General features: G+C 58.7%; 12 protein-coding genes and 2 rRNA genes. 8 read left to right on the forward strand and 6 right to left on the reverse strand.

Translation table 11 applies throughout. From position 1 onward, the window contains the following. Nucleotides 1-42: 42 nt before the first annotated feature. The 6 genes from LAB08_RS03215 to LAB08_RS03240 all read left to right on the forward strand — a co-directional run bounded on the left by LAB08_RS03215 (nucleotide 43) and on the right by LAB08_RS03240 (nucleotide 13,657). A 23S ribosomal RNA gene (locus LAB08_RS03215) occupies nucleotides 43-2,934 on the forward strand. A gap of 156 nt (nucleotides 2,935-3,090) precedes the next feature. Next, nucleotides 3,091-3,206 (forward strand): 5S ribosomal RNA (gene rrf / locus LAB08_RS03220). Between the two features lie 155 nt (nucleotides 3,207-3,361). Beyond that, nucleotides 3,362-6,814: an exodeoxyribonuclease V subunit gamma gene (recC, locus tag LAB08_RS03225; protein ID WP_096513551.1), complete on the forward strand. Its 3,453-nt coding sequence runs from the start codon at nucleotides 3,362-3,364 to the stop codon at nucleotides 6,812-6,814. Further along, nucleotides 6,811-10,500, forward strand: a complete 3,690-nt coding sequence (recB, locus tag LAB08_RS03230) for an exodeoxyribonuclease V subunit beta (protein ID WP_096513550.1) — start codon at nucleotides 6,811-6,813, stop codon at nucleotides 10,498-10,500. Before recC ends, recB begins: the two co-directional genes overlap by 4 nt. Next, complete coding sequence (gene recD, locus LAB08_RS03235) at nucleotides 10,497-12,605, forward strand: exodeoxyribonuclease V subunit alpha (protein ID WP_096513549.1); 2,109 nt, start codon at nucleotides 10,497-10,499, stop codon at nucleotides 12,603-12,605. The genes recB and recD overlap by 4 nt, the downstream gene beginning before the upstream one ends. Nucleotides 12,606-12,817: 212 nt before the next feature. Continuing rightward, nucleotides 12,818-13,657, forward strand: coding sequence for a CatB-related O-acetyltransferase (locus tag LAB08_RS03240; protein WP_157755756.1), 840 nt, complete (start codon nucleotides 12,818-12,820; stop codon nucleotides 13,655-13,657). On the opposite strand, the gene LAB08_RS03245 is transcribed toward LAB08_RS03240, so the two are convergent. After that, complete coding sequence (locus tag LAB08_RS03245) at nucleotides 13,566-14,513, reverse strand: LysR family transcriptional regulator (protein WP_096515581.1); 948 nt, start codon at nucleotides 14,511-14,513, stop codon at nucleotides 13,566-13,568. The genes LAB08_RS03240 and LAB08_RS03245 overlap by 92 nt on opposite strands. A gap of 161 nt (nucleotides 14,514-14,674) precedes the next feature. Here LAB08_RS03245 and LAB08_RS03250 point away from each other — a divergent pair, with 161 nt between their 5' ends. Then, nucleotides 14,675-16,201, forward strand: coding sequence for a CoA-acylating methylmalonate-semialdehyde dehydrogenase (locus LAB08_RS03250; protein ID WP_096513548.1), 1,527 nt, complete (start codon nucleotides 14,675-14,677; stop codon nucleotides 16,199-16,201). Between the two features lie 10 nt (nucleotides 16,202-16,211). Then, entirely contained in the window at nucleotides 16,212-17,099 is an 888-nt protein-coding gene (gene mmsB, locus LAB08_RS03255) for a 3-hydroxyisobutyrate dehydrogenase (RefSeq protein WP_096513547.1), read from the forward strand. Between the two features lie 184 nt (nucleotides 17,100-17,283). Here the strand turns inward: mmsB and gbdR are convergent, their stop codons facing one another. The 5 genes from gbdR to LAB08_RS03280 all read right to left on the reverse strand — a co-directional run bounded on the left by gbdR (nucleotide 17,284) and on the right by LAB08_RS03280 (nucleotide 23,273). Then, nucleotides 17,284-18,381 (reverse strand): choline metabolism transcriptional regulator GbdR, encoded by a 1,098-nt coding sequence (gene gbdR / locus LAB08_RS03260; RefSeq protein ID WP_172901632.1) that lies wholly within the window; start codon nucleotides 18,379-18,381, stop codon nucleotides 17,284-17,286. 94 nt (nucleotides 18,382-18,475) lie between these two features. Beyond that, nucleotides 18,476-19,876 carry a GABA permease gene (gene gabP / locus LAB08_RS03265; protein ID WP_096513546.1) on the reverse strand — a complete coding sequence of 467 codons (1,401 nt, stop codon included), beginning with the start codon at nucleotides 19,874-19,876 and terminating at the stop codon, nucleotides 18,476-18,478. A gap of 472 nt (nucleotides 19,877-20,348) precedes the next feature. After that, nucleotides 20,349-20,693 carry a cupin domain-containing protein gene (locus tag LAB08_RS03270; RefSeq protein ID WP_007900627.1) on the reverse strand — a complete coding sequence of 115 codons (345 nt, stop codon included), beginning with the start codon at nucleotides 20,691-20,693 and terminating at the stop codon, nucleotides 20,349-20,351. A 168-nt stretch (nucleotides 20,694-20,861) separates the two neighbouring features. After that, complete coding sequence (locus tag LAB08_RS03275; protein WP_096513545.1) at nucleotides 20,862-22,265, reverse strand: amino acid permease; 1,404 nt, start codon at nucleotides 22,263-22,265, stop codon at nucleotides 20,862-20,864. A gap of 105 nt (nucleotides 22,266-22,370) precedes the next feature. Beyond that, nucleotides 22,371-23,273, reverse strand: a complete 903-nt coding sequence (locus tag LAB08_RS03280; protein ID WP_096513544.1) for a LysR substrate-binding domain-containing protein — start codon at nucleotides 23,271-23,273, stop codon at nucleotides 22,371-22,373. Between the last annotated feature and the right edge of the window lie 33 nt (nucleotides 23,274-23,306).

Consider the following 23,306-nt stretch of genomic DNA (forward strand, 5'->3'; position numbering starts at 1 on the left):
AATGTCGTCTTCACAGTATAACCAGATTGCTTGGGGTTATATGGTCAAGTGAAGAAGCGCATACGGTGGATGCCTTGGCAGTCAGAGGCGATGAAAGACGTGGTAGCCTGCGAAAAGCTTCGGGGAGTCGGCAAACAGACTTTGATCCGGAGATGTCTGAATGGGGGAACCCAGCCATCATAAGATGGTTATCTTAAGCTGAATACATAGGCTTAAGAGGCGAACCAGGGGAACTGAAACATCTAAGTACCCTGAGGAAAAGAAATCAACCGAGATTCCCTTAGTAGTGGCGAGCGAACGGGGACTAGCCCTTAAGTGGCTTTGAGATTAGCGGAACGCTCTGGAAAGTGCGGCCATAGTGGGTGATAGCCCTGTACGCGAAAATCTCTTGGTCATGAAATCGAGTAGGACGGAGCACGAGAAACTTTGTCTGAATATGGGGGGACCATCCTCCAAGGCTAAATACTACTGACTGACCGATAGTGAACTAGTACCGTGAGGGAAAGGCGAAAAGAACCCCGGAGAGGGGAGTGAAATAGATCCTGAAACCGTATGCGTACAAGCAGTGGGAGCCCACTTTGTTGGGTGACTGCGTACCTTTTGTATAATGGGTCAGCGACTTATTTTCAGTGGCGAGCTTAACCGAATAGGGGAGGCGTAGCGAAAGCGAGTCTTAATAGGGCGTCTAGTCGCTGGGAATAGACCCGAAACCGGGCGATCTATCCATGGGCAGGTTGAAGGTTAGGTAACACTGACTGGAGGACCGAACCGACTACCGTTGAAAAGTTAGCGGATGACCTGTGGATCGGAGTGAAAGGCTAATCAAGCTCGGAGATAGCTGGTTCTCCTCGAAAGCTATTTAGGTAGCGCCTCATGTATCACTGTAGGGGGTAGAGCACTGTTTCGGCTAGGGGGTCATCCCGACTTACCAAACCGATGCAAACTCCGAATACCTACAAGTGCCGAGCATGGGAGACACACGGCGGGTGCTAACGTCCGTCGTGAAAAGGGAAACAACCCAGACCGTCAGCTAAGGTCCCAAAGTTATGGTTAAGTGGGAAACGATGTGGGAAGGCTTAGACAGCTAGGAGGTTGGCTTAGAAGCAGCCACCCTTTAAAGAAAGCGTAATAGCTCACTAGTCGAGTCGGCCTGCGCGGAAGATGTAACGGGGCTCAAACCATACACCGAAGCTACGGGTATCACGTAAGTGATGCGGTAGAGGAGCGTTCTGTAAGCCTGTGAAGGTGAGTTGAGAAGCTTGCTGGAGGTATCAGAAGTGCGAATGCTGACATGAGTAACGACAATGGGTGTGAAAAACACCCACGCCGAAAGACCAAGGTTTCCTGCGCAACGTTAATCGACGCAGGGTTAGTCGGTCCCTAAGGCGAGGCTGAAAAGCGTAGTCGATGGAAAACAGGTTAATATTCCTGTACTTCTGGTTATTGCGATGGAGGGACGGAGAAGGCTAGGCCAGCTTGGCGTTGGTTGTCCAAGTTTAAGGTGGTAGGCTGGAATCTTAGGTAAATCCGGGATTCCAAGGCCGAGAGCTGATGACGAGTTACCCTTTGGGTGACGAAGTGGTTGATGCCATGCTTCCAAGAAAAGCTTCTAAGCTTCAGATAACCAGGAACCGTACCCCAAACCGACACAGGTGGTTGGGTAGAGAATACCAAGGCGCTTGAGAGAACTCGGGTGAAGGAACTAGGCAAAATGGCACCGTAACTTCGGGAGAAGGTGCGCCGGTGAGGGTGAAGCACTTGCTGCGTAAGCCCACGCCGGTCGAAGATACCAGGCCGCTGCGACTGTTTATTAAAAACACAGCACTCTGCAAACACGAAAGTGGACGTATAGGGTGTGACGCCTGCCCGGTGCCGGAAGGTTAATTGATGGGGTTAGCTAACGCGAAGCTCTTGATCGAAGCCCCGGTAAACGGCGGCCGTAACTATAACGGTCCTAAGGTAGCGAAATTCCTTGTCGGGTAAGTTCCGACCTGCACGAATGGCGTAACGATGGCGGCGCTGTCTCCACCCGAGACTCAGTGAAATTGAAATCGCTGTGAAGATGCAGTGTATCCGCGGCTAGACGGAAAGACCCCGTGAACCTTTACTATAGCTTTGCACTGGACTTTGAATTTGCTTGTGTAGGATAGGTGGGAGGCTTTGAAGCGTGGACGCCAGTTCGCGTGGAGCCATCCTTGAAATACCACCCTGGCAACTTTGAGGTTCTAACTCAGGTCCGTTATCCGGATCGAGGACAGTGTATGGTGGGTAGTTTGACTGGGGCGGTCTCCTCCTAAAGAGTAACGGAGGAGTACGAAGGTGCGCTCAGACCGGTCGGAAATCGGTCGTAGAGTATAAAGGCAAAAGCGCGCTTGACTGCGAGACAGACACGTCGAGCAGGTACGAAAGTAGGTCTTAGTGATCCGGTGGTTCTGTATGGAAGGGCCATCGCTCAACGGATAAAAGGTACTCCGGGGATAACAGGCTGATACCGCCCAAGAGTTCATATCGACGGCGGTGTTTGGCACCTCGATGTCGGCTCATCACATCCTGGGGCTGAAGCCGGTCCCAAGGGTATGGCTGTTCGCCATTTAAAGTGGTACGCGAGCTGGGTTTAGAACGTCGTGAGACAGTTCGGTCCCTATCTGCCGTGGACGTTTGAGATTTGAGAGGGGCTGCTCCTAGTACGAGAGGACCGGAGTGGACGAACCTCTGGTGTTCCGGTTGTCACGCCAGTGGCATTGCCGGGTAGCTATGTTCGGAATAGATAACCGCTGAAAGCATCTAAGCGGGAAACTAGCCTCAAGATGAGATCTCACTGGGACCTTGAGTCCCCTGAAGGGCCGTCGAAGACTACGACGTTGATAGGTTGGGTGTGTAAGCGCTGTGAGGCGTTGAGCTAACCAATACTAATTGCCCGTGAGGCTTGACCATATAACACCCAAGCAATTTGCGAACTCGAAAGAGACCAGATTGCGGTGTGTGAAGACGAAACGAACCGAAAGTTCGACGCGCACAAAACACCGAATTCTATCACCTGCCCAATTTGCTGAAGCGCGGCCAACCGGCCACGATTCGGTACCCGAATTTCTTGACGACCATAGAGCATTGGAACCACCTGATCCCATCCCGAACTCAGCAGTGAAACGATGCATCGCCGATGGTAGTGTGGGGTTTCCCCATGTGAGAGTAGGTCATCGTCAAGATTAAATTCCGAAACCCCTATCTGCGTATGCAGGTAGGGGTTTTGTTTTGCCCGCAGGAAAGTTCGTACAGCAGTACCGGACAGGTCCACGCTGTCACAGTCTCCCGACAATGCTAAGGTTCGGCCCTAGCATTTGTATTTTCCAAGGAAGCCTTTATGCCGGACGCGACACCCCTCAGTGCTGGTTTTATGGTGGTTCACGGCAACCGCCTGGACGAGTTGCGCAGCCTGGTGGTTAGCTGGATGCGGCGTTATCCGCTGGCTCCCCTGGAGGATGAGATCGCGCTGGTACAGAGCAACGGCATTGCACAATGGCTCAAGCTTGCACTGGCCGAAGATGCTGAAGAAGACGACATGGGCGGCTGTGGAATCGCCGCTGCCATTGATGTGCAGTTGCCCGGTAGTTTCATGTGGCAGCTCTATCGCATGGTGCTTGGTCGCGACGAAATTCCGGCGAAGTCCCTGCTCGATAAAGCCCCATTGACCTGGCGTTTGATGCGCCTGCTTCCGCAACTGATCAATCAACCGCACTTCGAGCCCTTGCAGCGCTTCCTTACCAATGACACGGATCTGCGCAAACGCTATCAGCTCGCTGAGCGGCTGGCGGATCTCTTCGACCAATACCAAGTGTATCGAGCTGACTGGCTCGAAGACTGGGCAGAAGGCCGTCATCAGTTACGCAACGGTAGAGGCGAAGCCAAACCGCTGCCGCCAGCGAATTGCTGGCAGGCAGAATTGTGGCGTGCGTTGTTGCTGGATGTCGGTGAAGAAGGCATGGCGCAGAGTCGTGCAGGTGTCCATCAGCGGTTTATCGAACGTATCAACAACCTCGACGTAGCGCCCAATGGGTTGCCCTCCCGAGTGATCGTGTTCGGGATTTCCTCTCTGCCAGCTCAAGCCCTGGAAGCGTTGGCCGGATTAGCTCGATTCAGCCAGGTGCTGCTATGCGTGCATAATCCGTGTCGTCACCATTGGGCGGACATCGTCGCCGATAAAGACCTTTTGCGGCATCAATACAAACGACAAGCCCGCAAAAGCGGCATGCCGGTTGTGCTCGACCCGCAAACCCTTCATCAACATGCCCATCCATTGCTCGCCGCATGGGGCAAGCAGGGGCGCGACTATATAAACTTGCTCGACAGCTATGATGATCCAAATAGCTATCGCTCGGCGTTTCGCGACGGGCGCATCGACTTGTTCAGCGACAGCCTGCCACTGAACATGCTCAATCAGTTGCAGGATGACATCCTCGAGTTGCGTCCACTGAACGAAACTCGCGAACGTTGGCCAGCCGTAGATCCGCATACAGATCAGTCGATCCGTTTTCACATCGCTCACAGTGCACAACGTGAAGTAGAGATCCTTCACGATCAGTTGCTCGCGCGCTTCAGCGCCGATCCACAATTGCGTCCTCGCGATGTGATTGTGATGGTCCCGGATATCGACAGCTATGCACCGCACATTCGTGCGGTGTTTGGTCAACTCGAACGTCATGATCCGCGCTTCATCCCCTTCACCCTGGCTGATCAGGGGCAGCGTGGCCGTGATCCGTTACTGATCGCCGTCGAGCATCTGCTCAAGTTGCCCGACAGTCGATTCCCTGTCAGCGAAATCCTCGATCTGCTCGACGTTCCGGCGTTACGCGCCCGCTTTGGTGTAGAGGAGCGCGACCTGCCGACCCTGCACCGCTGGATTGAAGGCGCAGGCATCCGTTGGGGCATGAATGCCGAACAGCGTGCGGGCCTCGGTTTGCCACAGGCGCTGGAGCAAAACAGTTGGCGTTTTGGTCTGCGACGCATGTTGCTTGGTTATGCCGTAGGCAGTGCCAGTGCTTGTGGTGGAATCGAGCCATATGACGAGATCGGTGGTCTGGACGCCGCACTTATCGGCCCATTGGTTGCGCTACTGGATGCGTTGGAAATTGCCCATCAGGAACTCATGCAGCCGGCATCGCCTCAGCAGTGGAGCGTGCGCTTGCAGGCATTGGTGTCGCTGTTCTTCCTGGCCAGCAACGAACATGACGACTTCTTGCTGAGTCAATTGGAAGAATTGCGGGAAGCCTGGCTCGAGAATTGTGAGTCGGTAGGTCTACAAGACGAACTTTCGCTGACCGTAGTCCGTGAAGCCTGGCTTGCGGGTCTCGATCAGGGGCGATTATCCCAACGCTTTCTCGCCGGTGCGGTGAATTTCTGTACCTTGATGCCGATGCGGGCGATTCCCTTCAAACTGGTGTGCTTGCTGGGAATGAACGATGGCGATTACCCGCGTGCACAGCCACCCCTCGATTTCGACCTCATGGGCAGTGACTACCGCCCTGGCGATCGCTCACGGCGCGAAGATGACCGCTACTTGTTGCTGGAAGCGCTGTTGTCGGCACGAGACCAGCTATACATCAGTTGGGTCGGCCGCAGCATTCGCGATAACAGCGAACGCCCTGCTTCGGTGTTGATCGGCCAGCTCCGTGACCATCTGGCCAGCGGTTGGCGATTGACCGGGTCCGACGAAGACTTGCTTGAAGCCATTACTCAGGAACATCCGCTGCAACCTTTCAGCGCTCGTTACTTTCATGAAGGCGATGACCTGTTCAGCTACGCCAACGAGTGGCAGGTGCTTCACCACTTGACCGAGCAAGTGACTGAATGCGAGATCCTTGATCCTCATGTTCAGGAGGAGCCACTGAGTCTCGGTCAACTCCAGGACTTCCTGCGCAACCCGGTGCGGCATTTCTTCAGCCAGCGGTTGAAGGTGTTCTTCGAGGCCGCCGAAGTGCCTTTGGCGGATGAAGAGCCCTTTGTACTCGACGCTCTGCAACGCTATAGCCTCAGCGACAGTTTGCTTGAAGCAGCACTGGCTGATGCGGACAACGCCGACCAGGCACTTGACGCGCAGGCCCGGCGTCTGCAAAACAGTGGCCTGTTACCCATGGCCGGATTTGGCGAATGCCTTCAGCGCGAACTGATCGAGCCGCTGCCGGATCTGCTGCAGCGCTATCAGCAGCTTCTGGCTCTGTGGCCAACGCCATTGACCAGCGCTCTGCCGGTGAATCTGGAGTTGCATGACCTGCGTCTTGAAGGTTGGCTCAGTGGCCTGCATCAACGTGCCGATGGTGGCTTGTTGTCCATCACCACGATCCCCAACAGCATCGGTTCGATCAAGTCGCGCAAATGGCATCGCCTGACGCGGCCTTGGGTCAATCATCTGGTCGCCTGCGCCAGTGGTCTGGCGATGACCACGGCTTTGGTGGCCAGTGATGACAGTCTGGTGCTCGCACCAATGGAGGCGGACTCCGCGCAACGGATTCTGGGTGACCTGTTGCTGGCCTGGCAATCGGGTATGCGTCAGCCATTGCCGATCGCGGTCAAGACTGCCTTCGCCTGGCTGGGTCAAACCGAACCGGTCAAAGCCGAAGCGGCGGCTCGCAAGGCTTATGAAGGTGATGGATTGACCACTGATGGTGAGCGGCGCGAAAGCGTGGCGCTGGCTCGTCAGTTCGCTGACTACGATGCCTTGGTTGCCGACGAGACATTCGTTGACTGGTGCAACGCTCTGTACCGGCCATTGCTTGAAGCCCCTTGGCGTTCGATGTCCAGTGAGGAGGCGCGCCCATGACCGGCAAAACACCTTTGGCCCTGGCATTTCCGCTGCGGGGCAGCCAACTGATCGAAGCCAGCGCCGGGACGGGCAAGACTTTCACCATTTCTGCGCTGTATCTGCGCCTGGTCCTAGGCCATGGTGGCGAGGACAGTGGTTTCGGACGCGAGCTGTTGCCTCCGCAAATCCTTGTCGTGACCTTTACCGATGCCGCCACCAAAGAATTGCGTGAGCGAATTCGTACCCGTCTGGCGGAAGCCGCCCGTTTTTTCCGCGAGGAAACACCGGCCCCCGATGGCCTGATTGCCGAACTGCGTGAGCAGTACTTGCCTGAACAATGGTCCGGTTGCGCAAACCGCCTGGACATCGCCGCCCAGTGGATGGATGAAGCGGCGGTTTCGACGATCCACAGTTGGTGCCAGCGTATGCTGCGCGAACACGCATTCGACAGTGGCAGCTTGTTTACCCAGACCCTGGAAACCGATCACAGCGATTTGCTCGGGGAAGTCCTGCGCGACTACTGGCGGCTGTTTTGTTATCCGATGCAAGGCGATGCGCTGAATTGGGTGCGTAACAATTGGGGTGGTCCGGCGGCATTGTTGCCACGGGTTCGCGGCCTGTTTGCCAGCGAGCGGGACAACGTCGAAGGCAAGGAGCCTGCTGAACTGATCACGGAGTGTTTGCAGGAGCGGCGGGCTGCGCTACTGGAACTCAAGATGCCCTGGCGTCAATGGGCGAATGAGTTGCTCGCCATCTGCCATGAGGGTGTCACCAGCAAGAGTGTCGACGGCCGCAAGATGCAGTCGCGTTACTTCGAACCCTGGTTCGAGAAGATCAAAGCCTGGGCCGAGGACGAAACCCTTGAGCAACTGGACATCGGAACCGGCTTCACGCGCCTGACCCCCGACGGCATGGCTGAAGCCTGGAAGAAAGGCGATGTTCCCAATCATCCAGGCCTGGACGCCATGCCTGGCCTGAAGGCCTGTCTTGATGGCTTGCCGACGCCTGACGCTGCCGTTTTAAAACACGCCGCCCATTGGGTGGGTGCACGCTTCGAGGAAGAAAAACGCCGCCGCGCGGAAATGGGTTTCGACGACATGCTTTTGCGCCTCGATGCTGCCTTGCAAGCCGAGGGTGGCGAGCGCCTGGCAAGCTTGATCCGTGAGCAATTTCCGGTGGCGCTGATCGACGAGTTTCAGGATACCGACCCGGTGCAGTACCGGATCTTCGAGAGCATCTATCGCATCGAGGACAACAATCCGGAAAGCGGCCTGTTCCTGATCGGCGACCCGAAGCAGGCGATCTATGCCTTCCGCGGTGCCGACATCTACACCTACCTGCGCGCCCGTCAGGCGACCGCTGGCCGCCTGCATACCCTGGGCACCAACTTCCGTTCGAGTCATGGCATGGTCAACGCCGTAAACCATGTCTTTGAGCGCGCCGAGACTCGTGAGGCCGGACGGGGGGCCTACCTGTTCCGTGAAAGCAATGGCGATAACCCGGTACCGTTTTTGCCGGTCGAATCCCAGGGCCGCAAAGAGGTTTTGCACATCGACGGTCAGGTGGTGCCCGCGCTGAACATCTGGCACTTGTCTGCCGAGCAGCCGTTGTCCGGTGCGGTGTACCGGCAACAGCTGGCCGCCGCGTGTGCCAGTGAAATCACCGCATTGCTCAACGGTGGGCAACAAGGTCGTGCGGGGTTCGTACGGGACGGCGACTTCAAAGGCTTGCTGCCGGCGGATATCGCGATCCTGGTCCGCGATGGCAAGGAAGCGCAGGCCGTACGTGCCGAGCTTTCCGCCCGGGGAGTGCGCAGCGTTTATCTGTCGGACAAGGATTCGGTGTTCGCCGCCCAGGAAGCTCACGACGTGCTGACCTGGCTCAAAGCCTGCGCCGAGCCGGATATCGAACGACCACTGCGGGCCGCATTGGCCTGCATCACACTGGACCTGTCGTTGGCGGAGCTGGAACGGCTCAATCAGGACGAGTTGGCCTGGGAAGCGCGGGTCATGCAGTTCCGCCGTTATCGAGAGATCTGGCGCAAGCAGGGCGTGTTGCCCATGTTGCGATGCTTGCTGCATGACTTCCAACTGCCACAGGCACTGATTGCACGCAACGATGGCGAGCGGGTGTTGACCAACCTTTTGCATCTCTGCGAGTTACTGCAACAGGCGGCCGCCGAACTGGATGGCGAACAGGCTCTGATCCGTCATTTGTCCGAGCATCTGGCGCTGTCCGGTCAGGCCGGCGAAGAGCAGATCCTGCGTCTGGAGAGTGATGAACAACTGGTCAAGGTCGTGACCATCCACAAGTCCAAGGGGCTGGAATATCCCTTGGTGTTTCTGCCGTTCATTTGCTCGGCGAAACCGGTGGATGGCAGTCGGTTGCCGCTGCATTACCACGATGCCATGGGCAAGGCTCAGGTGACCTTGAGCCCGACCGCCGAGTTGATTGCCCTGGCCGATGATGAACGACTGGCGGAAGACCTGCGCTTGCTCTATGTGGCCCTGACCCGCGCGCAGCATGCCTGCTGGCTGGGGGTGACGGACCTGAAACGCGGCAGTAACAACAGCTCGGTGCTGCACCTGTCGGCGCTGGGTTACCTGCTGGGCGGCGGCGCGGCCTTGACCGAGCCGGCGGGGTTGAAGCGTTGGCTCGAAGACTTGCAGCAGGACTGCCCTGCACTGAGTTACAGCGAAATGCCCGAAGCCACGGGCGAGCACTACCATCCGCCGCAAAACGAAGCAGCATTGCGCGCGCCGCTGGTTCCCAAGCGCAAGGCCAGCGAAAACTGGTGGATCGCCTCCTACAGCGCCTTGCGCATGAGCGACATTCTGAGCATCGGCAGTGACGAGGCGCCGGAGAGCCCGCAGGCGCAGAAGCTCTTCGACGACGAGCGTCTCGATCCGCAGGCGCCTCGGGAAATGGCTGCGGGTGGCGCCGATATCCATCGATTCCCCCGTGGCCCGAACCCCGGCACCTTTCTTCATGGCTTGCTCGAATGGGCGGGCGACGAAGGTTTTTCTGCCACGCCGCAAGCCGTGGAGGACGCCATCGCCCGTCGTTGCAACCGTCGTGGCTGGGAAGGCTGGATCACCACGCTGAGCGATTGGCTGCAGCATCTGCTCAAATCACCGCTGCCTGTGGGAGCTGGGCAAACCCCGGTGATTTTCGAGCGCCTGACCCAATACCGGGTTGAAATGGAATTCTGGTTCGCCAGCCATAAGGTCGATGTACTCAAGCTCGATGCGTTGGTGCGCGAACATACGCACAATGGAGTTGCCCGGGTGGCCGCCGAGCCGGTGCTGCTCAATGGCATGTTCAAGGGCTTTATCGACCTGACGTTCGAACACGAGGGCCGCTACTACGTCGCTGACTACAAATCCAACTGGCTGGGCATTGATGACTCGGCCTACACCGGGCAGGCCATGGAACAGTCGATCCTCGACAACCGCTACGACCTGCAATACGTCTTGTACCTTCTGGCCCTGCATCGTCAACTCAAGGCCCGGCTTGCCGATTACGACTACGACCGGCATGTCGGAGGTGCGTTGTACCTGTTCCTGCGCGGTACGCGTGCACCCAGCCAGGGCGTGTATTTTGCCCGTCCGCCGAGGGAGCTGATCGAGCGACTGGACCGACTGTTTCAGGGGAAAGCAGAACCGAAGGCCGAACCGGCATGGGAACAGGGAGTATTGCTATGAGCCGCACCTTCGCCGATTTGCTGCCCACCTCATTGGCCGCTGAAAGCCTGGCGAACCTCGACCCCTTGAACAGTGCGGACGACTTGCTGCTGTTGCTCACGCGCTGGGTCGAGCGTGGCTGGTTGCGGGCGCTGGACAAAGCCTTCGTTGCTTTCCTCCATGAACTGGCACCGGACGATGACCCGCTGGTGTTGCTGGCGGCGGCATTGACCAGTCATCAACTGGGCCACGGGCATGTCTGCCTGGATCTGTTCGAGACATTGAAAGAACCTGACTTCGCCCTGTCACTGCCACCGGAAGGCGATCTGCACAGTGGCGCGATGTTGCTGCCGTCACAGATGCTGGAGACCCTGGACGGTGCCCATTGGTGCAAGGTGCTGGCTTCGGGCAGCCTGGTCGCATTGGCCGCTGACAGGCGTGAGGCCGTGCAGCAGCGGCCGTTGGTGTTGTCGGGAAAGCGCCTGTACTTGCGGCGCTACTGGGCCTACGAGCGGCGTATCGATCATTCGCTGCGTCAACGCCTGGCCGAACAAGAAGCAGTGCCGAGTGATTTGCTCCAGCGCCTTACCGGCTTGTTCGGTGCGGCCAGGCCCGGTGAGGTCATCGATTGGCAGAAACTGGCGTGTGCCCTCGCGACTCGCAGTGCCTTCAGCATCGTCACCGGCGGTCCGGGCACCGGCAAGACCACGACCGTCGTGCGCTTGCTGGCCTTGCTCCAGGCGCCCGCAGTGGAGGCTGGCAAGCCGCTGCGCATTCGTTTGGCCGCGCCGACCGGCAAAGCCGCGGCGCGATTGACGGAATCCATCAGTCAGCAAGTCAGAACCTTGAAAGTCGCTGAAGCCATACGCAACAAAATTCCCTCGGATGTCACCACCGTTCACCGCCTGCTCGGCAGTCGCCCCGGTACGCGACATTTCCGTCATCACGCGGGCAATCGCTTGCCGCTGGATGTATTGGTGGTGGACGAGGCCTCGATGATCGACCTGGAAATGATGGCCAACCTGCTTGATGCCCTGCCGTCGCACGCCCGCCTCGTGTTGCTCGGAGATAAGGACCAGTTGGCTTCGGTGGAGGCCGGTGCGGTGCTCGGCGATTTGTGTCGGGATGCCGAGGCCGGATGGTACAGCCCGCAGACCCGTCAGTGGCTGGAGGCGGTCAGTGGCGAAAGCCTGGAGGCCAGCGGGTTGCAGGAGGATACCCAAGGCACTCATCCATTGGCGCAACAAGTGGTGATGCTGCGCCACTCGCGACGGTTCGGCGAGGGCAGCGGAATCGGCCAGTTGGCGCGTTGGGTCAATCAGCAGCAGCCCGAAGAGGCGCGTAAGTTGCTGGCGGCTCGAAGCCACGACGATGTATTTTGCCTGCCCCTCAAGAGTGAACAGGATCGGGCACTTGAGCGTTTGTTGCTTGAAGGTCATGGCGACGGGCCGCAGGGTTATCGGCATTACTTGAGCCTGCTGCGAAACCAGCGGCCCGCGCTCGACACGCCGCTGGAGGATTCGCGCTGGATGGATTGGGCTCGACAAATCCTGCAAGCCTTCGATGCTTTCCAGTTGTTGTGCGCGGTCCGCAAAGGGCCGTGGGGTGTAGAAGGATTGAACCAGCGAGTGACCGAGGCGTTGCTCAAGGCCCGGCTGATCGACAGCGACCAGCAGTGGTATGAAGGACGACCCGTGCTGATGACGCGCAATGATTACGGACTGGGTCTGATGAACGGCGATATCGGCATTGCGCTCAAACTTCCCGAACATGATGGACCTGAAGCGGGTAAACAGGTACTTCGGGTAGCATTCCCGCGCAATGACGGGCAGGGCGGGGTACGTTTCGTTCTGCCGAGCCGGCTCAATGATGTCGAAACCGTTTACGCCATGACGGTACACAAATCCCAGGGCTCGGAATTTGCCCATACTGCGCTGATTTTGCCGGATGCCCTGAATCCGGTGCTTACCAAGGAGCTGATATATACCGGGATTACCCGGGCCAAGCACTGGTTCACATTGATCGAACCGCGGGCCGGTGTATTTGAAGAAGCAGTGCGGCGTAAGGTCAAGCGCTTGAGCGGGTTGATGCTGGAGCTCAAGGAAGTTATCGATGCGCCCGATTGAAGGACGCGTCTGTATCTGTAGGAGCGAGCTTGCTCCGGGCGGCGTTCCGACGATGGACTCAAGAGCGCCGCGTTTATCCAGTAAACGCGCGTTTTGAAATGCGACAAAAGTAAGTTTACCGACCGGTTCGGAAAGCCCGCCTGGTTTCAATCATTTTTACTGGCAAGGCCTTTCACTCCTTTATCGATACGCAGTAGGCGTCAATGACCCACATGAAAAAAATAATAAATTACTGCCGGAATTCTTTTTGGAAGCGATGGCTTCGCCAACGCAAATACAAATTGGCTGGCGGGGTGTCATCGCTTAACGCGAGAACTACTTTGGTTCTTGAAGAAGGTGTCTCGCTGGGGCATTTGGTCATCGAGGCCAGGCGTTTGAGCATCGGGGCCCATACCTATATTCGCAGCGGTTGTGTGCTGTCCACGGTAGCTTCAATTGGGCGGTTTTGTTCTATTGGCAATAACTGCCATATCGGGCAGGAAAAAAACACTCACCCTTCAAGCTGGGTAAGCTCTCATCCCTTTCAGTACACCGATACAGGGCTGTCCTACGAGCCTGTCATCGCTGATGTCACTATCGGCGATGACGTATGGATCGGGCACAGCGCCATGATCATGGAGGGCGTCACGGTCGGTACGGGCGCCATTATCGCTACCCGTGCATTGGTTGCTCATGATGTTCCGCCCTATGCGATAGTCGCTGGCGTGCCGGCGAAAGTGGTCAAGTATCGGCATCCTCCAGAAATCACTTCCAGGTTGTTGAACAGCAAGTGGTGGGAATGTGAAGTCGAGTTTCTTCAGAACTTGCGTCTGGATGACCCGGATGCCGCTTTGCCGGAATTGATGAATAAGCGCCACGATAATCTGGCCAGCTACCAGCAGATCGAAGTAACCCGCAAGGGATGCCGTTCAATGCCTTCCATGCCCCGTGGCGAAGACAGTATCGAGTCCAGGCAAGCGCTCAATCAACAAACCGCAACTCCCGCGTTTCACCCAACAACAGTGGGCCATTCAGTTCAGTCACCTCGCGTATGTAATCCCACAGCAGGGTAATCCGCTTGAGCTTGCGCAGGTCTTCGCGGCAGTACATCCAGAACTGCCGGGTGATATTGATTTCGTCCGGCAACACTGGCAGCAGGCGAGGGTCCTGAGCCGCGAGGAAGCAGGGCAGGATCGCCAGTGATCGCCCTTGCTGCGCCGCCACGAACTGGGCTATCACGCTGGTACTGCGCAGATTGGCGCTGGCGCCGGGCAGGACGTTGGCCAGGTACAACAGTTCCGAGCTGAATGCCAGATCGTCGACATAACTGATGAATGAATGCTTGCCCAGGTCGGCCGGGCGGCGGATGGCCGGGTGTTTGTCCAGGTATTCCTGGGTCGCGTACAGCTGGAGTCGGTAGTCGGTCAGTTTGCAGCAGACGTACGGGCCATGTTCCGGGCGTTCCAGGGCGATAACGATATCCGCCTCGCGCTTGGACAGGCTGATGAAGTGCGGCAGCGGCAGGATGTCCACCGAGATCGCCGGGTAGGCATCCACAAAATGGCTTAGCTGTGGGGTGATGAAGAAACTGCCGAAACCTTCGGTGCAGCCCATGCGCACGTGACCGGACAGCGCCACTCCGGACCCTGAAACCTGTTCACAGGCCATGTGCAGCGTGCTTTCGATCGATTCGGCATAACCCATCAAACGCTGACCTTCAGCGGTCAGCACAAAGCCAGTGGTCCGGGACTTCTCGAACAATAACGTGCCCAATGAGGCTTCCAGCGAACTGATGCGTCGGGACACAGTGGTGTAGTCGACCGCCAGGCGCTTGGCTGCGGTGCTGGCTTTACGGGTCCGGGCGACTTCAAGGAAAAACTTGAGGTCATCCCAGTTCAACGAGCCTAACGAGGTGATATTTTTTTGCATGTTGGACCGGCTTTTATGTGCGTTCTTATCAGAAGTTTGCACATCTATACTCCAGAAACAGCCCGATAACCAATCGCGGCGCAAGGCTCCTCTCAAGGCGGCTATCCCGCCTTGACTCCCTGATAGCTCTCTTCCACAAGAATAACGCCCAGGAGACCCCCATGAACGCACCGATCACATCTAACGAAACCACCGTACAAAAGGTCAAATTATTGATCGATGGCGAGTGGGTCGAATCCAAGACCACCGAATGGCACGACATCGTTAACCCGGCGACCCAGCAAGTGCTGGCCAAAGTGCCATTCGCTACCGCTGAAGAAGTCGACGCAGCAATCAGTGCGGCCCATCGCGCCTTCCAGACCTGGAAGCTGACACCGATCGGCGCGCGGATGCGCATCATGCTCAAGCTCCAGGCACTGATTCGCGAACACTCCAAGCGCATCGCCGCGGTGCTGAGCGCCGAGCAGGGCAAAACCATTGCCGACGCCGAAGGCGATATTTTCCGTGGCCTGGAAGTGGTTGAGCACGCCTGCTCCATCGGCAGCCTGCAAATGGGTGAGTTCGCTGAAAACGTCGCGGGTGGTGTCGATACCTACACCCTGCGTCAGCCGATCGGTGTGTGTGCCGGCATCACCCCGTTCAACTTCCCGGCGATGATCCCGTTGTGGATGTTCCCGATGGCCATCGCCTGCGGCAACACCTTCGTCCTCAAGCCGTCCGAACAGGACCCGATGTCGACCATGCTGCTGGTGGAGCTGGCCATCGAAGCCGGCATTCCGGCCGGTGTGCTGAACGTCGTGCACGGTGGCAAGGACGTGGTGGACGGGCTCTGCAGCCACAAGGACATCAAGGCCGTTTCCTTCGTCGGTTCGACGGCGGTCGGTACTCATGTCTATGACCTGGCCGGCAAACACGGCAAGCGCGTGCAATCGATGATGGGCGCGAAGAACCATGCCGTGGTGCTGCCCGATGCCAATCGCGAACAAGCGCTGAATGCGCTGGTGGGTGCCGGTTTCGGCGCGGCCGGGCAGCGCTGCATGGCCACGTCGGTCGTGGTGTTGGTGGGCGCGGCGAAGCAATGGCTGCCAGACCTGAAGGCGCTGGCGCAGAAACTCAAGGTCAATGCCGGCAGCGAGCCAGGCACCGACGTCGGTCCGGTGATCTCGAAAAAGGCCAAGGCGCGAATTCTCGATCTGATCGAGAGCGGCATCAAGGAAGGCGCGAAACTGGAACTGGACGGTCGCGAGATCACGGTTCCCGGTTACGAGAAAGGCAACTTTGTCGGCCCGACCTTGTTCTCCGGCGTGACCACCGACATGCAGATCTACACCCAGGAAATCTTCGGCCCGGTACTGGTGGTACTGGAAGTCGCCACCCTCGATGAGGCCATTGCTTTGGTCAACGCCAACCCGTTCGGTAACGGCACGGGCCTGTTCACCCAGAGCGGTGCGGCGGCACGCAAATTCCAGAATGAAATCGACGTCGGCCAGGTGGGTATCAATATCCCGATTCCGGTGCCGGTACCGTTCTTCAGCTTCACCGGTTCCCGTGGTTCCAAACTCGGCGACCTCGGCCCGTATGGCAAGCAAGTGGTGCAGTTCTACACTCAGACCAAGACCGTCACCAGCCGCTGGTTTGATGACGACAGCGTCAACGACGGTGTGAACACCACCATCAACTTGCGTTAAGGAGCCGGACATGAAAATCGCTTTTATCGGTCTGGGCAACATGGGCGCGCCGATGGCGCGCAACCTGATCAAGGCCGGTCACTCGCTCAATCTGGTCGACCTGAACAAAGCCGTGTTGGCGGAGTTGGAACAATTGGGCGGCACCATCAGCCCCTCGGCCCGTGACGCGGCAATGGGTGCGGAACTGGTGATCACCATGCTGCCGGCCGCCGTGCATGTGCGCAGCGTCTGGCTGGGTGAAGACGGCGTACTCGCCGGTATCGGCAAAGGCGTGCCGGCGGTGGATTGCAGCACCATCGATCCGCAGACCGCCCGTGACGTGGCCGCCGCTGCGGCCAAACAGGGCGTGGCCATGGCCGATGCGCCGGTTTCCGGCGGTACGGGCGGTGCGGCAGCCGGGACGCTGACTTTCATGGTCGGTGGCACTGCGGAACTGTTCGCCACCCTGCAACCGGTGCTCGCGCAGATGGGCCGCAACATCGTCCACTGCGGCGAAGTCGGCACAGGGCAAATTGCCAAGATCTGCAATAACCTGCTGCTGGGGATTTCCATGGTCGGCGTCAGCGAGGCCATGGCCCTGGGCGATGCCCTGGGTATCGACACCAAAGTGCTCGCGGGCATCATCAATAGCTCCACCGGGCGTTGCTGGAGTTCGGAGATGTACAACCCGTGGCCGGGCATCGTCGAAACGGCTCCGGCTTCGCGCGGCTATACCGGTGGTTTCGGTGCCGAATTGATGCTCAAGGATCTGGGCCTGGCCACGGAAGCGGCACGTCAGGCGCACCAACCGGTGGTGCTTGGCGCGGTGGCCCAGCAGCTGTATCAGGCGATGAGTCTGCGGGGCGAAGGCGGCAGCGACTTCTCGGCGATCATCAATAGCTATCGCAAGCCGTTGTAACTGGCTGAAAACCTGTGGGAGCGAGCCTGCTCGCGAAAGCGGTCTGTCAGTCACATTGATGCTAAATGTGTCGGCGCATTCGCGAGCAGGCTCGCTCCCACAGGGTATTGAATAGGCGCATCGACATTTGCCGGGAAATCACGTCGGGTGATCTCCCGGCTTTTTTATGTCTGAAAGATCTCGCTCAGGTTCGTTCGCTCATCCGCACACTGGCAAAAGTCGATTCATTTCTCGCCTGCTCCAGGGCCGACAGCGGCCGGGTCGATGCCGGCTGAGCAATGGCAAGCACCGCCGGCCTGCGACTCATTTCCGAACCGGCCCGCTCATCGCTCGGTGGAACGCCGAAGTGCTCGCGATAGCATTTGGAAAAGTGTGGCGTGGACACGAAACCGCAGACCGTCGCCAGCTCAATGAGCGACATCGATGTTTGCTTGAGCAATTGCCGCGCCCGGATCAGGCGCAGTCTGAGGTAGTAACGCGATGGCGTGCAGTTCAGGTATTTCTGGAACAGCCGCTCCAGCTGCCGACGTGACAGGTCCACATACTCGGCCAGATTATCCAGGTCGATCGGCTCCTCGAGGTTGGCCTCCATCAACGCGACGATTTCTTGCAGCTTGGGCTGATGAGTGCCCAGTACGTGCTTGAGCGGTACGCGCTGATGGTCCTGCTCGTTGCGTATGCGCTCGTAGACAAACATCTCCGAAATGGCGGCCGATAATTCACGGCCATGATCGCGACCGATCAGGTGCAGCATCATGTCCATCGGCGCGGTCCCGCCGGAGCTTGTGAACCGGTTGCGGTCGAGGGTAAACAGACTGGCGCTCATGCTGACCCGCGGAAAAGCTTCCTGCATGGCTGCCAGAAATTCCCAATGCACGCTGCACTCGTATCCGTCGAGCAGACCGGCTTTGGCCAGTGCCCAGCTACCGGTACATATACCCCCCAGGCGCCTGGATTGACGCGCCAGGGCTTTGAGCCAGGTGATGTGCTCGCGGGTGACCACGCTCTGGATACCTACACCACCGCAGACGATCACCGTGTCTGCCACCCCCGGCTTGTCCCAGGAAGCATCGGGGGTGATCGGCACGCCGTCACTCGCCCAGACAGGCTGGCCACCGGAGCTGAAGGTATGCCAGCGATACAACTCCTGCCCCGATAGCTGATTGGCCATGCGCAATGGCTCCACGGCGGAGGCCAGGGAAATCAGGGTGAATTGATCCAGCAGCAGAAAACCGACGCATTGGGTCGGCTTGCCGTCCAACGGGGTGGACCTTGATGACATCGTGGCCATGTCCTTACGAAAAGCGATGACGGCCAGCGGCACGGTAGCGTGGAACGCCATGCCGCTGGTATGCGCAACCGGTATCTCTCCCGGGTTATCCCACGGACGTCGCCCTTGCAGGCTGCGCAGGATGGCGCGAGGTGACCAGGCCGATAAAGGAAATTGCCAGTGCCAGGCCGATGGTCGTCGTCACTTCGGTACGGTGTTGCGGCGAGACCATCATCACTGCCAGCGCAGCGCAAATGAACACGATCACCAACCATGTCAGCCAAGGGAACAGCCACATGCGGAAGGTCAGTTCGACGTTCTGTCGACACAACATCCGGCGCATGCGCAACTGCGACACTGCAATGGCCAGGTACACCACCAAGGCAATCGCGCCGGAACTGGCCAGCAGGAACTCAAACAACCCGGCAGGCATGAAGTAGCTCCAAACGGTAATCGCCGCACCCAGCACGGTACTGGCGATGACCGCCGCCCGTGGCACGCCTTCGGAGGAGGTCGCCTTCAGCGCTTTCGGCGCATCCCCGCGCCGTCCCAGCGAGTACAGCATGCGCGAGGCGATGTAGATCGATGAGTTCATGCAACTGGCCACGGCGATCAGCACCACTACGTCCACCATGAACTTGGCGTGGGGAATGTTCATGATTTCCAGCGCTCGCTGGTAGGAACCCACCTCGGCCAGCAGCGGATCGTTCCAGGGCACCACGGAGATGACCACGAAAATCGACAACAGATAGAACACGCCAATACGCCAGATCACCGAACGCGTGGCCTTGGCAATGTTCTGCGACGGGTTGTCGGATTCGGCGGCGGCGATGGTGACCGCCTCGGTACCGATGAAGCTGAACATGATCGTGATGAAGGCGCCGACGACCGCCGACAGGCCATTGGGAGCGAACCCGCCGTGTTCGGCCATCAGGCCGCTCAAGCCGCTGACTTGCCGATCGGGAATCCAGCCCATCAACACCGCGAAACCCACGCCGATGAAACCAATGATTGCCACGACCTTGGCCATGGCGAACCAGAATTCGAATTCGCCGTACTTGGAGACACTGAACAGGTTGGTGATCACCAACGCAATGATCGACATCAGGGCGAACAGCCAGGCATCGATCTGGGGAAACCACTGGTTCAGCACATGACCGGCGGCCAGCGCTTCAATCGGGATCACCAGCACCCAAAACCACCAATAGAGCCACCCGATGGTGAAGCCCGCCCAACGGCCGATGGCCTGGTCGGCATAGGTGGAGAACGAGCCGGTGTCGGGATTGGCCACCGCCATTTCACCGAGCATGCGCATGACCAGAACGACCAGCAGGCCCGAGAACAGATAGGCCAGCAATACGGCGGGGCCAGCGGCCGCGATGGCATGCCCCGAGCCTACGAACAAACCGGCGCCGATAATCCCGGCGATAGACAACATGGTGACGTGACGAGGCTTGAAGCCCTGCGCCAATTGGCCACTGGAATCCTTTGAGCTCGGGCTAATCATTATTTTTCTTCTCTGGTGAACGACATTTGAGCGTGCTGATGGGGGCGGGAGAGTGTCACGGTTGCCGGATGCCCTTTCTGAACGCCGCGCTCTCCAGGCGCCGCCATTCTTGTCAGACCCATCATCGCGATGAGGTTGTATCGGTGAAAAGCAGCGCCACCTTACCCGGCTTGTCCGACAAACCAGTTTCCTGATTGCGCCACCTCGGTGTCTGATATCGACACGGACAAGCTTTGCGTTCGTTATGAAAACCAATGGGTCACCGAGTGGCAAAAAGCAATCACCTGTTTTTTTCGAGCGTTCTGCCGATGTAGCGGCGAAGCGTATAGCGCGGGTGTTTTGAGCAGGGAGGGGGGGAGCAGGAGGGGATCCGAGTGCGGCTATGGAGTGCGTATTGCGCAATGAGTCGTTACTCGGGTAACGACTCATTGCGGGTGTCGCTTTTGTAACCGGGTGTCGTTTTGCCCAGGGATCAGGCAAACACAAAATACTTGCGCACGGTTTCCACCACTTCCCAGGTGCCTTTCATCCCCGGTTCGATGACGAAAATGTCACCGGCACGCAGGTGGATCGGCGCCATGCCTTCCGGGGTGATGATGCAGTAGCCTTCCTGGAAGTGGCAGTATTCCCACTTCACGTATTCCACATACCACTTGCCCGGCGTGCAGATCCAGGTGCCCATGATCTTGCTGCCGTCTTCGCTGGTGTAGGCGTTGAGGTTGACGGTGTGCGGATCGCCTTCGAGTTTTTCCCATTTGCAGGCGTCGAGTACGGGCAGCGGGTGGGTGTCGCGAAGAACGGTAATCGGTGCGGTCATGATGACTCCGGGCGTTGGTGGAGAGCTGAAGCCGCACCCTATCGGGCTTGGCCCGGTATCAGTTGTCTGTGCTCGACACTGAGGTATCCAGAAGCGCTCGATCATTTGCGCACCCCATGAAAAACGCCCCGGCATTCATCGAATGCCGGGGCGTTTTATTTTGCGGGGTTACTGAGCCACTGGCAGGTTTCGATGCCTGGCCATGCGCAACCGGTAGCAACCGTAGATGAGCAGCACCCACACCGGCATGGCGTAGACCGAGGCGCGTACCGGCGGAATCATCCAGATGACGCAGATGATCACGGCCATGAACGCCAGGCACAGGTAATTGGTGTACGGCGACCAGAACGCCTTGAAGCCGGGCACGATGCCGCGCTGGCCCATGGCCTTGCGAAACTTCAGGTGCGTCAGGCTGATCAGCGCCCAGTTGATCATCAAGGACGCGACTACCAGAGCGAACAGCAACTCCAGCGCTTCGTGCGGAGCGATGAAGTTGACCAGTACAACCAGCATCGTAATCAGCGCCGATACGCCCAGCGCCAGCAATGGCACGCCCTGCTTGTTCAGTTTCATCAGCACCTTGGGTGCGTCACCTTGCTCGGCCAGGCCGTAGAGCATGCGGCTGTTGCAGTAGACGCCACTGTTGTAGACCGACAGCGCCGCGGTGAGCACCACGAAGTTGAGGATTTGCGCGGCGGTGTCGCTGCCGATCAAGGCGAAGATCTGCACGAACGGGCTGCCGCTGTAGGCATCGCCCGAAGCGCCCAGGGTTTGCAGCAGTTGGTCCCACGGATACAGCGACAGCAGCACGGTGAGTGCGCCGACGTAGAAGATCAGCACCCGGTAAACCACCTGGTTGATGGCCTTGGGAATGACCTTGCGCGGTTCGCTGGCTTCAGCGGCGGTGATGCCGACCAGCTCCAGGCCGCCGAAGGAGAACATGATGAACGCCATCGCCATCAGCAGGCCGCTGTAACCGTTGGGGAAGAACCCGCCGTGGTCCCACAGGTTGCTCACCGAGGCCTGCGGGCCGCCGGTGCCACTGAACAGCATGTAACAGCCCAGGACGATCATGCCGATGATGGCCACGACCTTGATGATCGCGAACCAGAATTCCATTTCACCGAACACTTTGACGTTCAGCGTGTTGATCAGGTTGACTAGCACAAAGAACACCGCGGCGCTGACCCAGGTCGGCACCTCTGGCCACCAGAACTGCACGTACTTGCCGACGGCCGTCAGCTCGGCCATGCCCACCAGCACATAGAGCACCCAGTAGTTCCAGCCGGACAGGAAGCCGGCGAAGCCGCCCCAGTAGTTATGGGCAAAGTGGCTGAAGGAGCCGGCGACCGGTTCCTCGACAATCATCTCGCCGAGCTGGCGCATGATCAGGAACGCGATGAAACCGGCAATCGCGTAGCCGAGGATCATCGACGGTCCGGCGGACTTGAGCACGCCGGCGGAGCCCAGGAACAGTCCCGTACCAATGGCTCCACCCAGGGCGATCAGTTGAATATGTCGATTTTTCAACCCCCGCTTGAGCGTCCCCTGTTGCACTATTTCATCCGCCATCTGGTTCCCTTCTGGTTGTTGTGGCCAGGCCTGATTTCAAAGGTCGAATATTACTCTGGCTCACCTCTTCGTCATACCGCCGCGCGTTGCCGTGAACGCAGGTTTTCAAGGGGTTTCACGGCTGTTTGCGGTATGTAGGGCCTGAAGCAAGGCTTTGGCATAGCCTGGCAGGTGATCGAACGAGCGTGCGCACAACAGCAGTTTGCGCTGTGCCCATGGCTCTTTCAGCGCGAAGCTCTTCAAGGGGTGATCGACCGTCCGGCGTCGCAAGGCGGCCAACGGCACAATGCCGAGCCCGGCACCGTGAGCGACCATGCGCATCACTGCGTCGAAGCCTTCGGCACGGATGCGGATCTGCATGCGCAGGCCAGCGTGCAGGGCCTGTTCTTCCAGGTACACGGCCAAGGCGCTGTTGGCGGTCAGGCCGACAAAGTAATGCTGCAAGGTATCGGTGAAGCTCGGCGCTTCGCCTTCACCCAGGGGATGCCCGGGCGGCATGATCAGCACCAGCGGATCGTCGCGAAAGGGCAGGGTGTCGAGGGTGTGGGTGTCGACTGCATCAGAGACGATCCCCAGGTCCGCCGCACCCTGGCGCAAGGCGTGGGTGATGCGCGCGCTGGGCAGTTCCTGCAGATCGATGTCGAGGTTGGGATGGTCGCGCAGGAAATCGGCGAGCACTTCCGGCAGGTACTCGGTGATTGCCGTGGTGTTGCACAGCAATCGCACCTGGCCTTTAACGCCGTTGGCGTATTCGGCGAGGTCCTGCTGCATGCGCTCGGCGTGTTGCAGCAGGGTGCGGGCGTGCCGGGCCAAGGCCTTGCCGGCAGGTGTAGGCGTGACGCCGCGCCGCCCGCGTTCCAGGAAGTCGATACCCAAGGAGGCTTCCATGGCCCGGATGCGCGCACTGGCGGCTGCCAGGGACAAATGGCTGCGGGCGGCGCCGGCGGTGATGTTGCCAGTGTCGAGGATGTTCAGGTAGAGGCGCAGGTCGGTGAGGTCGAAGTGCATCGGTACAACCTTGAAAGTGATGTTGTCTGGGCG

The organism is Pseudomonas izuensis (genome assembly GCF_002356535.2).
In the GTDB taxonomy this organism is placed as follows: domain Bacteria; phylum Pseudomonadota; class Gammaproteobacteria; order Pseudomonadales; family Pseudomonadaceae; genus Aquipseudomonas; species Aquipseudomonas izuensis.